General features: G+C 42.1%; 14 protein-coding genes. 12 read left to right on the top strand and 2 right to left on the bottom strand.

Features of this window, described 5'->3' with window-relative positions; translation table 11 throughout:
• The first annotated feature begins 82 nt into the window (after nucleotides 1-82).
• The 4 genes from AC6H04_RS06795 (at nucleotide 83) to AC6H04_RS06780 (ending at nucleotide 3,287) form a co-directional block, all read left to right on the top strand.
• Nucleotides 83-1,027 (top strand): Dyp-type peroxidase, encoded by a 945-nt coding sequence (locus AC6H04_RS06795; protein ID WP_497570979.1) that lies wholly within the window; start codon nucleotides 83-85, stop codon nucleotides 1,025-1,027.
• Between the two features lie 223 nt (nucleotides 1,028-1,250).
• A complete protein-coding gene (locus tag AC6H04_RS06790; RefSeq protein ID WP_497570978.1) occupies nucleotides 1,251-1,964 on the top strand; it encodes a glycosyltransferase family 2 protein in 714 nt (237 codons plus the stop codon).
• 27 nt (nucleotides 1,965-1,991) lie between these two features.
• Nucleotides 1,992-2,498 carry a plasmid pRiA4b ORF-3 family protein gene (locus AC6H04_RS06785; RefSeq protein ID WP_497570977.1) on the top strand — a complete coding sequence of 169 codons (507 nt, stop codon included), beginning with the start codon at nucleotides 1,992-1,994 and terminating at the stop codon, nucleotides 2,496-2,498.
• A gap of 153 nt (nucleotides 2,499-2,651) precedes the next feature.
• On the top strand, nucleotides 2,652-3,287 hold the full coding sequence (locus tag AC6H04_RS06780) for an NAD(P)H-binding protein (protein ID WP_497570976.1): 636 nt from the start codon (nucleotides 2,652-2,654) through the stop codon (nucleotides 3,285-3,287).
• A gap of 48 nt (nucleotides 3,288-3,335) precedes the next feature.
• Here AC6H04_RS06780 and AC6H04_RS06775 read toward each other — a convergent pair whose 3' ends face one another.
• Nucleotides 3,336-3,965, bottom strand: coding sequence for a TetR/AcrR family transcriptional regulator (locus AC6H04_RS06775; protein WP_497570975.1), 630 nt, complete (start codon nucleotides 3,963-3,965; stop codon nucleotides 3,336-3,338).
• Nucleotides 3,966-4,092: 127 nt separating this feature from the next.
• Between AC6H04_RS06775 and AC6H04_RS06770 the strand changes: the two genes are divergently transcribed.
• The 6 genes from AC6H04_RS06770 to AC6H04_RS06745 all read left to right on the top strand — a co-directional run bounded on the left by AC6H04_RS06770 (nucleotide 4,093) and on the right by AC6H04_RS06745 (nucleotide 7,597).
• The gene (locus tag AC6H04_RS06770) at nucleotides 4,093-5,019 is read left to right on the top strand and encodes an SDR family oxidoreductase (protein ID WP_497570974.1); all 927 of its coding nucleotides are present in this window, start codon (nucleotides 4,093-4,095) and stop codon (nucleotides 5,017-5,019) included.
• Nucleotides 5,020-5,071: 52 nt separating this feature from the next.
• Complete coding sequence (locus tag AC6H04_RS06765) at nucleotides 5,072-5,827, top strand: SDR family NAD(P)-dependent oxidoreductase (protein ID WP_497570973.1); 756 nt, start codon at nucleotides 5,072-5,074, stop codon at nucleotides 5,825-5,827.
• Between the two features lie 115 nt (nucleotides 5,828-5,942).
• On the top strand, nucleotides 5,943-6,119 hold the full coding sequence (locus AC6H04_RS06760; protein WP_497570972.1) for a hypothetical protein: 177 nt from the start codon (nucleotides 5,943-5,945) through the stop codon (nucleotides 6,117-6,119).
• A gap of 170 nt (nucleotides 6,120-6,289) precedes the next feature.
• On the top strand, nucleotides 6,290-6,571 hold the full coding sequence (locus tag AC6H04_RS06755; RefSeq protein ID WP_497570971.1) for a hypothetical protein: 282 nt from the start codon (nucleotides 6,290-6,292) through the stop codon (nucleotides 6,569-6,571).
• 227 nt (nucleotides 6,572-6,798) lie between these two features.
• The gene (locus AC6H04_RS06750; RefSeq protein ID WP_497570970.1) at nucleotides 6,799-7,245 is read left to right on the top strand and encodes a GNAT family N-acetyltransferase; all 447 of its coding nucleotides are present in this window, start codon (nucleotides 6,799-6,801) and stop codon (nucleotides 7,243-7,245) included.
• Nucleotides 7,246-7,255: 10 nt separating this feature from the next.
• Entirely contained in the window at nucleotides 7,256-7,597 is a 342-nt protein-coding gene (locus AC6H04_RS06745) for an iron chaperone (protein ID WP_497570969.1), read from the top strand.
• A gap of 288 nt (nucleotides 7,598-7,885) precedes the next feature.
• Here AC6H04_RS06745 and AC6H04_RS06740 read toward each other — a convergent pair whose 3' ends face one another.
• Nucleotides 7,886-8,887, bottom strand: coding sequence for a LacI family DNA-binding transcriptional regulator (locus AC6H04_RS06740; protein ID WP_497570968.1), 1,002 nt, complete (start codon nucleotides 8,885-8,887; stop codon nucleotides 7,886-7,888).
• A 303-nt stretch (nucleotides 8,888-9,190) separates the two neighbouring features.
• Here AC6H04_RS06740 and AC6H04_RS06735 point away from each other — a divergent pair, with 303 nt between their 5' ends.
• Together AC6H04_RS06735 and AC6H04_RS06730 are read left to right on the top strand one after the other, a co-directional pair.
• Entirely contained in the window at nucleotides 9,191-10,486 is a 1,296-nt protein-coding gene (locus AC6H04_RS06735; RefSeq protein WP_497571017.1) for an SLC45 family MFS transporter, read from the top strand.
• Between the two features lie 26 nt (nucleotides 10,487-10,512).
• A complete protein-coding gene (locus tag AC6H04_RS06730; RefSeq protein WP_497570967.1) occupies nucleotides 10,513-12,825 on the top strand; it encodes a glycoside hydrolase family 31 protein in 2,313 nt (770 codons plus the stop codon).
• The last annotated feature ends 88 nt before the right edge of the window (nucleotides 12,826-12,913 follow it).

The raw sequence follows: 12,913 nt of genomic DNA, 5'->3' as shown, positions 1-12,913 counted from the left end.
GTAATCGGAATGTGTTAAAATCAAATAAGAATTATTCTAAATTATATTTTGGTGACGCATATTTACAAGGAGGCTTTCCGGTATGGCAATTGATTTAAAGGATGTCCAGTCCGTCTATAAGGATGCAGGCAGTAACATTATTTTTTCAACTATGAACTTGAAACGTCAGGATCACGATGCTGATTTAGAAATGATTCAAGATCTTGCTGAACACCTGCCAGCTTTCGAAAATTCACTGAATATTCGCTATCCAGATGCGGGATTAGCTGTTGCCTTTGGTTTCTCGCGTAAGGCCTGGGATTATCTTTTCCCTAACGCCAAGCGGCCTAAAGAACTAGAGGAATTTGAGCCAGTAGTGGGGCCAAAATACACTGCGCCAGCCACACCGGCCGATCTTTTCTTCCATGTGCGGGCCAAAGATTCCGCTGTCCCCTTTGAATTAATGACTATGGTGATGGAACGAATTCAAGACAACGTAACGGTACTTGATGAAACGCATGGTTTCCGTTACTTTGAAGGTCGCGCTATTATTGGTTTTGTAGACGGAACAGAAAATCCTAGCGCGTTAGATACGCCGGACTATGCGGTGATTGGTGACGAGGATCCAGACTTCATCAATGGGTCATATGCGTTCGCCCAGAAGTATGCTCATGATATGGAAGCGTGGAATAAGCTGAAGACGGAACAGCAGGAACAGGCAATTGGTCGGAAGAAATTTAATGATGTGGAACTTGAAGATGAACAAAAGGCGCCGAATGCGCACAATATTGTGTCTCAGGATAACGAGGGTGGTGTCGAGCATAAGATTGTTCGGATGAACGTGCCGTTTTCTAATCCAACTGAAGGGGTGAATGGCACCTACTTTATCGGCTATGCCCGACACTGGGAAGTCACTAAACGGATGCTAGAGGGCATGTTCACCAAGTCGGATCGGTTGTTAGACTTTTCCACACCTGAAACTGGCGAAGTGTTCTTTATTCCCTCATTCACAGTTTTAGGTAAGATTGCAGAAGGTGAAGAATTTTAATATTGGATCAAAGGAAAGGCCTGTTGCTTGCTAACGGGCCTTTTTCATTACCGTACGTGGCGTGAATTGCCGATATCTTAATAATCGCGTTTTACGTATTTAGACCGTCCACTAGAGGAGAATGGATTTTACGGGAATTCGTCCAGATGTTGAGTGAAAATAATTGACTATGTCTTGTATTCTGCCATAATAGCACCAAAAATAAAGTATCGGAGTGAATACAGTGACTAAGCTGACTTTAGTAGTACCCACTTATAATTTAAGTCATTATTTCAATGAAACACTGGAAACGATTGCCAATCAAACCGCAGATTTTGAATTATGGCTGGTTGATGACCATTCAACGGATGGTACAGCGGAAAAAGCAGCCGAATTTATTAATGGTGTGCCAATGTTTCACGTGGAACAATTTGACCATCACCGAGGCGTTTCAGTTGCACGAAATTTTGGTATCGAACACGCCACTGGTGATGTAGTGGCTTTTGCAGACGGTGACGATCGATTGCATCCAGACTTTGTTAAAACACTGGTGAATGGCTTTCAAGAGGGGACACCCGCTGTTGCGGTTGGCTATCAATGGTGGCATACACCGGTGAATCCACGGGACCGCTATGAAACACTGTCACAGCAGACCATGTTTCGACAAGTTAGTCAGCGCGGTTCTGAAGTAGGCGGTTATATTTGGAACAAGGCTTACTCGCTGGCGGCTATTGAACAACAGCAATTACGGTTTGATGAGTCATTGTCCATCGCTGAGGATTACTTATTTACCGCTACGTTTGTGGCGAATAATCCGGGTGTTTATGTGTATGATCCGGCAATTAGGTATACCAAAATCAATCGGCCGAATAGCACTTTACGGTCACGTAGCTTTTCGGACCGGCGAGTTGAAGATCAGGTATTTGAGCGTATCTATCAAATGGGAGAACGATTATGAAAGTGATAAATTAACTGGAGGCAGCTCATGACAGAGAGTAGTATTATGCAACTTAGAGTTACGCTTAAAGATGTCAAACCGGACACTTGGCGTCGAGTATTGGTTCCTACAAGTATTCGTTATGACCAACTACATGCGATTATTCAAGTGTTATTCGGCTGGACAAATAGTCATTTGCACAGCTTTTCACCGGCTGATATTCCGACTACTGAATATGGCATGGTGATGCCAGACCTGGATATGGGAGATAACATGTTGAACGAAAGTGAACACTTTGCATATCCGGATCTGGAGAAGGGTAATGTGATGTACACTTACGATTTCGGCGCTAGCTGGATTCATCAAATCGAACTGGAAAAAATGATCACGATGAAAGCTTTTATTGAGGCGGGACATCATCAATTACCGGTAGTGACGGCAGGTCGCGGGCCAGAACGAATTGAAGCAACTGGAGATCGTGGCAGAGCATTCAACGCACGAAATATTGACGGCCTATTTGCAGAGTTTGCGGGTAGTTGGGATGAAGCTTATTAGGATAAACACGTTTGCAGCAGCGTGCAGGCGTGTTTTTTAATGACGGATGAATTAATAGTTGACGGGTAAACGGATATGCGTTATATTTTATTGGTGGTCGGCAACATAAAAATGAAACCACAAGCATTGATGAACTTAAATGGGGGATCTCACATGAAAATTGGTATTATTGGTGCAACTGGACACGTTGGCCAAGCTGTATATAAGGAAGCCATTGCGAATAACATTGAAGCTACGGCAATCGTTCGCGATGCCAAAAAGGCGCAGTCGTTACTAGGTATCGATGCTGAAATTATGGAAAAGGACGCACTGACGCTAACTTACACTGATTTAAAGGCTTTTGATCACGTGGTAGACGCTTTTGCATCATTAAAGGCTTATCAGCATTTAGATTTGGCTACGAATTTGATCACGGCCTTTCGAGAAAAGACGGATACAAAACTGATCTTCATTATTGGTGCTAGTACCTTATTGGATGATGCTGGCCAGCCAATGATCAATGAAGTGTTGAAGAAGTATGCCGGTCAGCCCTGGATTGAGGCACCCGTTCAACAAAGTCACGAATTTGAATATCTCAAATGGGTGGATAACGTTGATTGGATTGCGGTTACGCCCCAAAATGAATTAAATGATGGGCCTAAAACGAACTTTAAAATCGGCGGCGACCAGCCAATAGTTAACAAAGAGGGTAAGGCCACAACCACAACTGGTAATTTAGCCGCTGCAATTGTGCAGGAAATGGTAGCACCCAAGCATATCAGACAACGGTTTAGCGTTGTTGATGCTTAATCAAACAAATAGCTCGGAACTGCAAAGAATGGCAGTTCTGAGCTATTTTTAGTTAGATTCATCAAAGAAAATTGTTTCTCGCTGCCAAGTCGCAATCAGTTGATCGATTTCACTGGTTTCGAAGACGTCTTTTTCAGGTTCCGAGAAGTTGACGATAATGTTTTCCATTCCGGGTGCAAAGAATAATTTGGCTGCTACTTCACAGTCGGTGATGTATAACTCTCTGTTGTCGACCCGCTTCTGCAAGAAGTCCGCCAACAACTCCCGCATATGATCCGTTCCTTCACGAGTAATCGGGGTGACATCGGCTTCAAAATCATCTTTGTAATATAGCATGATAGACATCAAATACCAGTTATGATAAAAAATTTCAACAAACTGATGGTAGAACAAATGTAGTGAATCAATGAGCGAACCATCACTTTTATCCGTCATTAGCTGGGCTAATTTATCAAATTCATCTTTAATATCAGTGATTAACAGGATTTTGACGATGTCTTTTTTACCCTCGGGGAAGTAGTGATAAAGTGTGCTGACGTTTCGACCGCTAGCTCTCACAATATCGCTGACTTTCGTTTTGTCATATCCCTGCGTCTTGAAAAGGTCTTTAGCAGTGTCGATAAATAGCTGTTTCCCGCGATTATATTGATCTTGTCGTTGTGATTGTTTTCCCGTCATACTGACGCTCCCCCTTCTTCGTTAAAACCATTATACACGAAATTTTATTAAGAAAAACTCATAAAGTAATACTTGACGAGTTTAAAATAAGGGCATAGACTATGGTCAATGAAGGAGGTTGTGAAATATGTTACTAATTACCTGTGCTTACGGTAAAGTTGGACGCCAAATTGTCCCTTACCTTGCTAAAAAGGGTTTTGAGATTCGTGCCATTGACATGAACCCTGATATTAAGAAACTTGAACAGCAGGGGGTTAAAGAAACGCTTGTTGGCGATAGCCGCGATCCGAAATTCGTTGCTCAAGCAATGAAGGGTGTGGATCAGGTGCTATACATTCCACCGCAGTTTACTTATCAAGAAGCTAAGATGGGCCGTATCGCAATCGATGCAGCGATTGATGCTAAGGTCAGCAAGTACGTTTACTTATCCTGCATGTATCCTAATATGAGTACGCTATTGCAACACCGAATGAAGGCTAAGGATGAACAATACTTGCTTTACCGTGGGTTCGAAAGCGGATTAGATTGGAGTGTCCTGCGTCCTTCTACCTATCACCAAAACATCTTCATGAAGATGTTTTATGATATGGGTGAATATCCAAGTATGTGTGACATCGACAAGCTGGTTTCATGGGTTGACCCCTTGGACGTTGCCGATTGTGCCATCAAGATGCTCACGGAAGATGGCTACAAGTACGCTATTTATACTTGCAGTAACGAATCCATGACCCCTAGAGACGTTGCGACAATTATGACCAAAGTTTCTGGCAAAGAAATCACCCCAATCTCCGTTCCTGAAGATAAGCTCGTGGAATACTGGCCAGATTACTTCGCAGGCAGTGACAGTTTTGCAACTGAAACCTTCTACGCACTGCGTAAGACTTATAACAAGTGGGGCTGGGCTGGTAACAATAAGCAGTTGATTGAATTACTGGACCACAAGCCTCGTAGCGTTGCTAACTGGTGCGCCCGTCAATTAGTTGCTAATGAGATCAAACCAACTGTTTCAGTTGAAGATACCGAGAAGACATCGAATAGTTTCGATTTATTCTAACGTTTCATGTGAAATAGTTATTAAATACTCATAGGAAAAGGAGTGCTTTAGAATGGCTGATTCTAAAAAAGTTGTTACATTAATCACAGGTGCTGAAAGAGGTATGGGTTTCTATCAAGCTAAGACATTGGCTCAACATGGTCAATTCGTCTTCATCGGTGCCTATAACATGGATCTTGGTCAGAAAGCTGTTAAAGAATTGCAGGATCAAGACTTAAATGTTGCCTTGGTACACTGTGACATTACTGATCAAAAGACGATTGATGAAACCATCAAGGCGATTGATGACAAATTTGGTTACCTTAACATCTTAATTAACAATGCCGGTATTTCAGGTCCTGAAGGTGTTTTACCATCAGAAACGGCAGAAAAAGACTTGCGTGGTGTCTTTGAAACCAATTTCTTTGGAACTGCTGCAATGACTAAGGCTGCTGTTCCATTATTGAAGAAAGCTTCGTATGGTAAGATCATTACCATTACCAGTGATATGGGTTCATTAGGTCTTGCGACGGATTCAACATCAATGTTCTCACACATTAACGCCTTCCCATATCAAGCTTCTAAGACAGCCTTGAACGCCATGACTATTTCATATAGTAAAGAGTTTAGAGATACGAAAGTTAATATTACAGCCAACTCAGTTAACCCAGGTATGACCGCGACTGACCTAGTTGACAAAGAAATGTTCGAGAAGAATGGTGCTAAGCCACTTGAAAGTGGTGCTCACCGTGCCATTGAATTGGCATTAGACCCTAAGAATGAATTAAATGGTACCTTCACAGAAGATGCTGGTATCGTACCGTGGTAATTTAAGCATTAAAGGTTATTAGATTGTTTGGAAGGAGTAACACACCTTATGATTACAGTTACTTCAGCTGCCGGACATGCCGGTAGCCACGTTGATCTGTTGGATGTCAGTGAAGTTGCTGCTAAAAGTTGCTAAGGACCCAGATACTTACAACAAGTTGACTGGCGAGCATGCTGGTGCCACCCCTATTGAGTTAGAGAAGTTCTTGGATGAGAATCCGTTTGTGCTTAAGACGTTACTTGGACGCAAACCAACTACCTTTGAAGAGTATTTGAAGCGTGAAATTCAGTAGGTTTCAATAAATATATGTATTGGAAAAGGATGACTATCAAAAGTAGCCGTTCTTTTTTGATTTAAGAGATTCGCAAACCTTCTTAAAGCTTTCTCAACATTCTTTTTGGCTTCTTTTAAGTTCTAAAATCTAAACTGAATGTAGTTTCAAAGATAAGGAGTGTGAAACGGATGCTACTTGACCATGATGCTAAAATGATTAACATTGTTGCTGCACAGATTACCAAAGTGTTTTACCCCTTCGTGGTGGCAAAAACTGAGCAGGGCGACTATCTCCATATCAATTTATCAGATAAAGAAATCGAAGATCCCTTATTTTGGGATGAACTACGTAGTATTTTAAACGCTAAACTTTGGGTACCAGTTGGTCGAAAATATCACCAGTTATTGGATAATGGCTGGTTAGTCTCAGAGCCTAAAAGTGAAGATGGCTGGCTAGTGCCGGAACCTTAAATAAGTAAATAAACTTTTAGGACGTGTTGTTGGGTGAAATTACTGACAGCACGCCTTTTTAGTGTCTAAAAGGGGAGCTAATTACAGTAATCCGAACCGGTTAGTGATAAGCTAGAAACACGTTATATGCTATAATGCCTTTAAATTTAAAACCAAAAATTATAGTGACAACCATTTGGACTGATGTCATCAGTTCTACAAAATAAGGTTAGAGTGGAGGGATCATTATGAAACTAAGCGTGAAGAAAACTTCGGAATTATCCGTTCCTGAATTACTAGAAATCACGAAGGCCCGCATCAAGGTGTTTGTGGTGGAACAGGAGTGTCCGTATCAAGAAATTGATGATCAAGATGATGATGCTATCCACATGATCCTTCGTGTTGATGGTGAGTTAGCTGCCTATACACGAATTATTCGTAATTCTAGTAGCAATTATGTTAGCTTCGGTAGAGTATTGGTCGTTAAAAAATTTCGAAAACAGCACCTTGGTCGGGAAATAGTGAGCGCTACAATTGAGGAAATCAAAGAAGATTTCCCGGGAAATGATATTAAAATTGCGGGGCAAAGCTACCTATTAGATTTTTACAAATCGTTTGGGTTTAAACCGGTTTCTGACGTTTATTTAGAGGATGGTATTCCACACGTTGATTTAGTACTTAAAGTACTCGAATAGGGTTACTTGTATGAGTGTTATTACAGCGTACATTGCAGAGCAACCAACTGAATTCCAACCCCAGCTGACGCGTTTATATCGATTACTAAAAGGTGTTTTACCAGATGCAAAAGAAAAAATTTCGTATGGTATGCCGGCCTTTATTCAATCCCAACCAATCATTTATTTTGGGGCCAATAAGCACCACATTGGTATTTATCCTACTAGTGAAGGTATTGCTTTTTTTGCTGCTGAACTAGTCGGATATCCAACCACAAAGGGCAGTTGGCACCTGAGCTATGACGAACCGTTGCCGGAACAACTGATCATTAAAATGGCACAGCATCGATTGGCAGTTGTGCAGCACGGCTGAGCGATGTTCTGGAAGCTAGAAATCGGAATCAGTTACTAAATTCAATATTAACAAAACTAACGCCAACTACATGGCAGCCGGAATAAAGATGGCATGACATGCAGTTGGCGTTTAATGATGAAGGCAAGATAGTGGGTGTGCACATATGAACCAGCTAGCTTGGCTTCTTTTTCTGGTTTTTCAGAAACCCATTTAACACGATTAACGCAAGTTTCCAGAGGAAAATAAAAAACGGTGATTTCCTTCAGACAGCGGGAGTTAACTTCGTTGCTGACACAAAGCAGTTAATTATTTCTCTAAACGGCGGGTCGATTCTCGTTCGATTATTTTAAAGGGTAGGTACTGCTTTTGGATGGTTTTACCATCAGTCAAAAACTTGATTCCGGCTAGTCCCATTTCGTAAAAGGACTGACTAATACTGGTGATCCGCGGTCGCACCATATCCACGATGTCTGTACCGTCAAAACTGACAAGGCTGATGTCATCTGGGACTTTAAGGCCCGCTTCAGTGATGGCATTCAGCATACTGACCGCGGTGAGATCACTGGCGCAGATTGCACTGGTGATTTCACGCTTTTTTGCATAAACTTGCCAGGCTTTTTCACCGTCATCGTACGTACACGTCCCGTACTGGATCCAATCGGGTTCGACTTTTAAATGATGATCAGACATACATTGTAAATAGCCCGCGATTCGTTGATTAATGGATCCAGCGGTAGGGATACCCGCTATTGCGATCTTAGTGTGCCCCTTATCAATCATGAGTTGAGTTGCTGCATAGCCCATCTGATAGTTATCAGACGTCACAAAAGGGATGGCTGTATCCGTCACAGAAGTTGATAGGCAAATGCTAGGGATACTGGTGCTATTGAGGGTTGCGATGACGTTATCATCAAGCTCCAGGGAAACCAATATAATGCCCATGACAGCCCGTTCAATCACCGTCTGAATGGCTTTAAGCTGGGACTGTTCATCGCGATTTCCGGCATGGAGGATGAACACGTTAAGGTCATCTGAAGCAGCTTTTGATTCAATGGCGTCAATGATGTGTTCGCTAAAATTGGATTTGGTATTGGAGACGACAACGGCAACGATGCGACTTTTTTGATTGACCAAATCGGCTGCTGAAGTATTACGCACGTAGCCCATTTTATTGGCGGTTTCGGTCACCCGTTTAACGGTCTGACTACTATGCTGTCCCTTTTTGTGTAAAATACGTGACACAGTGGCCACGGATAGTTGAGTGGCTTTGGCAATATCTTTAATTGTGACTCTGTTTTGTAATGTCATATGATCAGTCCTCAAAAAAGATTCTCATTTTATTATCGACCTTCGTCCCTAGAAATAGTAGGGGTTTGATGTAATTCTTACACCGAAAAATGAAAAAAGTTGTTCTAAAGGTATTGTAAACGTTTACAGAAGGAACTACAATAATTGCTGTAAACGTTTACATAACTTTTTTTTCGGGAGGTGTTTCTTGTGGAAAGTTCACAAGGAAGCATAGGTACTGTTAAGCCACATGTATCAAGTAGGACTAAAGCAGAGAACGCAAAGAAACAAACACATTCCCTACCAAATATTAGCTTAAAAACGATGTTCGCCATCACCTTTGGTTTTTGTGGGGTCAACATGGCGTTTTCACTGCAAACATCACAAATGAGTCGGATTTTTCAAACGATTGGAGCAGATCCAACTAAACTTGGCTACTTCTTTATCTTTCCACCGCTGATTGGGATGATCGTTCAACCAATCTTAGGTAAGTTTTCAGACGGTTTTTGGTCACCACGGTTTGGTCGTCGAATGCCACTTTTGATGGTGGCTGCACCGCTTGCCGCGATTGTGCTGGTTCTCTTACCGAATGCTGGATCGTTTGGGTTCGGTTTTGCGTCACTGGCTGCATTGCTATTTGGTTCAATTGCAATTATTTTAATGGATCTTTCAAATAACGCATGTATGCAACCATTCCGGATGATTATTGGTGACATGGTCAACGAAAATCAAAAGGATCAGGCTTGGTCATGGCAACAAGCTTTCAGTAACGTTGGTGGTGTGTTAGCCAACCTGTGTCCCTTCTTCTTAACCTGGATTGGGGTCGCTAACATCGCCAAGCGTGGTGTTGTACCGCTGTCAGTTCGGTTATCATTTTACATTGCAGCTATTGTGTTACTGGCTACCTCAATTTACACGATTGTATCCGTAAAAGAATACGATCCAATTACCTACGCAAACTATCATAATTTTGATCCTAAAGAAAAGAAGAAAAAGAAGTCATACTGGACACTGATCAAGGAAGCACCAAGTACTTTCTGGCAAGTTGCTATTATTCAATTCTTTGCTTACTTTGGTATTCAATATCTTTGGACTTATACCACCGGTGCCATTGCTAAAAACGTTTGGCACACCGCTAATGCCACTTCTGCAGGGTTTCAATCCGCCGGTAACTGGTATGGTGTTTTAACCTTCGTTCAATCAGTTGTTGGGATTCTCTACGGGTTCTTAGTTTTGTCACGGACCAGTCAATACAAGCGGAAGTTCTGGTACCGAATTGGTTTGGCCAGTGGTGGTTTGGGCATGATTTGGACTGCCTTTACGCATAACCAGTATGTATTAATTATCGCCTTTGTTCTGATTGGGATTTGTTTCTTAACGATGCACACTGAACCATTTGCTATTTTCACTACGACAACAGATGGTGCTAACGATGGTGCTTATATCGGATTGTTTAACGTCTTTATTTGTTTGCCACAAATTGTTGCATCAATCAGCAGCTTCGTGATTTTCCCAATGGTGGGTGATTCAATGCCAACAATGATTGTTATTGGTGGTGTTTCATGGTTAATCGGTGCGGCATTAATGGACATTATCAAAGTTGAAAAGAAAACGGCATAATATTTTGTAAGAGGGATGAGATAGACATGACGACAGATTCATTTGATTTTACTGATAACGACCAACGCGTTCAGGTGGTTTCAGCTAACAAAAGCCTGACTTTCTCGGTTGTGAAACCCGAGATTGTTCAAGTCTTTCAGGATTATGGTAAAAGCACGCATTCGTACGCTGTGGAGGGCGACAAAGCCGTTCCAACGAAGTATGCCGTGGCTAAAGATGGCGATGTCATTACCATCAAAACAGATGCGTTGACAGTTAAGGTTGATCCTCAGTTGCACGTAGATGTGTATGATCAAGATAACCAGCCATTAGTTATTCACTATAATGGGCAGCGTGAGTCAATTAATCAAAATATTGATGCTGCACATAAAAAAATTGTTCGTTCTGAGGGTCACGAAGTCGCAGCGATAGATGAAGCAAGTAATACTTACTATGAAGTGCTTAACCGATTAGACGACGATGAACAGTTTTACGGCTTAGGTGGCAAGACTGGCTTCTTGAACAAACGCGGTTATGAGTATGATAACTGGAATACCGATGAACCACGGCCACACATTGAAAGTTTTACCCACTTGTATAAGTCGATTCCAGTTCTATTTGGGTTGAAGCAGGGCCATCCATATGGGCTGTTCTTTGACAATACGTATCGCAGTCACTTTGACCTGGGTAAGGAAAGCGACAAGTACTACGTGTACTCGGCTGATGACGGTAACTTGAACTATTACATTCTTGGTGGCCGTACCTTGAAGGATGTTGTTGCAAATTATACCTATTTAACTGGTGTTGTTCCTTTGCCGCAACGCTGGATGTTAGGTTACCAACAATCTCGTTGGGGTTACAGTATGGATCAAAGTCGTGTTGAAGAGATTGTCGATAAGTTTGAGCAGTATCATTTACCGCTTGAAGCCATTCACTTCGATATCGACTACATGAAAGGTTATCGGGTATTTACTTGGGATACAGATAAGTTTGCTGATCCTAAGGCATTCTTAACTTCATTACGGAAACGTGGTGTTCGCGTAATTCCAATCTTGGATCCCGGTGTTAAACAGGATAACGATTATGACATCTATCAAGAAGGACTCAAAAAGGGTTACTTCGCCAAGAACAAAGATGGCTCGGTTTATATCAACCGCGTTTGGCCTGGTCAGTCAGCCTTTCCGGATTTTGGTAACCCAGAAGTCCGCCAATGGTGGGGTAAGCACTGCAAGTTCCTGTTAGATAAGGGTGCTGCCGGGATTTGGACGGACATGAACGAGCCAGCTACTTTTGATGGTGATATGCCGGATGACGTGGTGATGTCGGATGAAAATCAGGCTTCAACCTCGAAGATGATGCACAACGTTTATGGTCATAATATGGCTAAAGCTACTTATAATGGGATCAAAGACGCTACGGGTAAGCGGCCATATGTGATCACTCGGGCAGCCTATGCCGGCACACAGAAGTATTCTACTGTCTGGACGGGTGATAACCAAAGTCTCTGGCACCATTTGCAGATGTCGATTCCTCAACTATGTAACCTTGGAATGAGCGGTTTTAGTTATACCGGAACTGATATTGGTGGATTTAGTGCTGATACAACGGCAGAATTGCTAACTCGCTGGGTCGAAGCGGCATTATTTAGCCCATTATTTAGAAACCACAGTGCGCTACAAGTTCGTAATCAGGAACCGTGGGTCTTTGGTAAGCAAGTCTTGGACATCTATCGTAAATTCTTAAACTTACGCTATCGCTTTATTCCGTATTTGTATGATTGTTTCCACAATGAAACTCAAGATGGGTTGCCAGTTATGCGTGCGCTAGTTCTCAATTATCCCGATGATCAAACGGTTCGCAACATGAATGATGAATACATGGTCGGTGACAACGTTTTGGTTGCACCAATCGTTTCGCAGGGACAAACTGCTCGTGCAGTTTACTTGCCTGAAGGGCAGTGGGTTGCTTTGGACACCGGTGTTGAATATGCCGGTAAAACAACGATCTTGGCTAACGTACCATTAGATAAGCTGCCAATTTTCATCAAAAAGAATACGCTGATGCCATGGGGACAAGAGGTTGAACATCTCTCTGATCAACCGGATGCAACCATGACCTTCAGATTATTTGGTGACGCGGCTACGTATACTCATTATCAAGATAATGGTGTTGATTTTAAGTATCAAAATGGTGAATATAACGAATACACTGTAAAGACAAGTGTTGCAGGTGATTGCAGTGTGAGTCTTACTCATCATGGCTATGATGGCCAATATAAGACGATTAATGTACAGTTGAATGATCAACTTGTGACGTTCAATTATGATGACAAGACTGCCAAGTATGTTGCTGAAAAATAAGAATGGATACAACTTGGTAGAATATAGAATTTAACACAAACAAGCACTGATCCCGTAAAATCAACGGAACCAGTGCTTGTTTGTGTTT

The organism is Secundilactobacillus sp. MJ173, from assembly GCF_059704265.1.
This window is presented reverse-complemented; position numbering and strand designations above follow the sequence as displayed.

What these genes read in the sequence shown, in the direction of transcription:
- AC6H04_RS06795 (WP_497570979.1), top strand. Translation starts at nt 83, where the DNA reads ATGGCAATTGATTTAAAGGATGTCCAGTCCGTCTATAAGGATGCAGGC.
- AC6H04_RS06785 (WP_497570977.1), top strand. Translation starts at nt 1,992, where the DNA reads ATGACAGAGAGTAGTATTATGCAACTTAGAGTTACGCTTAAAGATGTC.
- AC6H04_RS06780 (WP_497570976.1), top strand. Translation starts at nt 2,652, where the DNA reads ATGAAAATTGGTATTATTGGTGCAACTGGACACGTTGGCCAAGCTGTA.
- AC6H04_RS06775 (WP_497570975.1), bottom strand. Translation starts at nt 3,965, where the DNA reads ATGACGGGAAAACAATCACAACGACAAGATCAATATAATCGCGGGAAA.
- AC6H04_RS06770 (WP_497570974.1), top strand. Translation starts at nt 4,093, where the DNA reads ATGTTACTAATTACCTGTGCTTACGGTAAAGTTGGACGCCAAATTGTC.
- AC6H04_RS06765 (WP_497570973.1), top strand. Translation starts at nt 5,072, where the DNA reads ATGGCTGATTCTAAAAAAGTTGTTACATTAATCACAGGTGCTGAAAGA.
- AC6H04_RS06755 (WP_497570971.1), top strand. Translation starts at nt 6,290, where the DNA reads ATGCTACTTGACCATGATGCTAAAATGATTAACATTGTTGCTGCACAG.
- AC6H04_RS06750 (WP_497570970.1), top strand. Translation starts at nt 6,799, where the DNA reads ATGAAACTAAGCGTGAAGAAAACTTCGGAATTATCCGTTCCTGAATTA.
- AC6H04_RS06745 (WP_497570969.1), top strand. Translation starts at nt 7,256, where the DNA reads ATGAGTGTTATTACAGCGTACATTGCAGAGCAACCAACTGAATTCCAA.
- AC6H04_RS06740 (WP_497570968.1), bottom strand. Translation starts at nt 8,887, where the DNA reads ATGACATTACAAAACAGAGTCACAATTAAAGATATTGCCAAAGCCACT.
- AC6H04_RS06735 (WP_497571017.1), top strand. Translation starts at nt 9,191, where the DNA reads ATGTTCGCCATCACCTTTGGTTTTTGTGGGGTCAACATGGCGTTTTCA.
- AC6H04_RS06730 (WP_497570967.1), top strand. Translation starts at nt 10,513, where the DNA reads ATGACGACAGATTCATTTGATTTTACTGATAACGACCAACGCGTTCAG.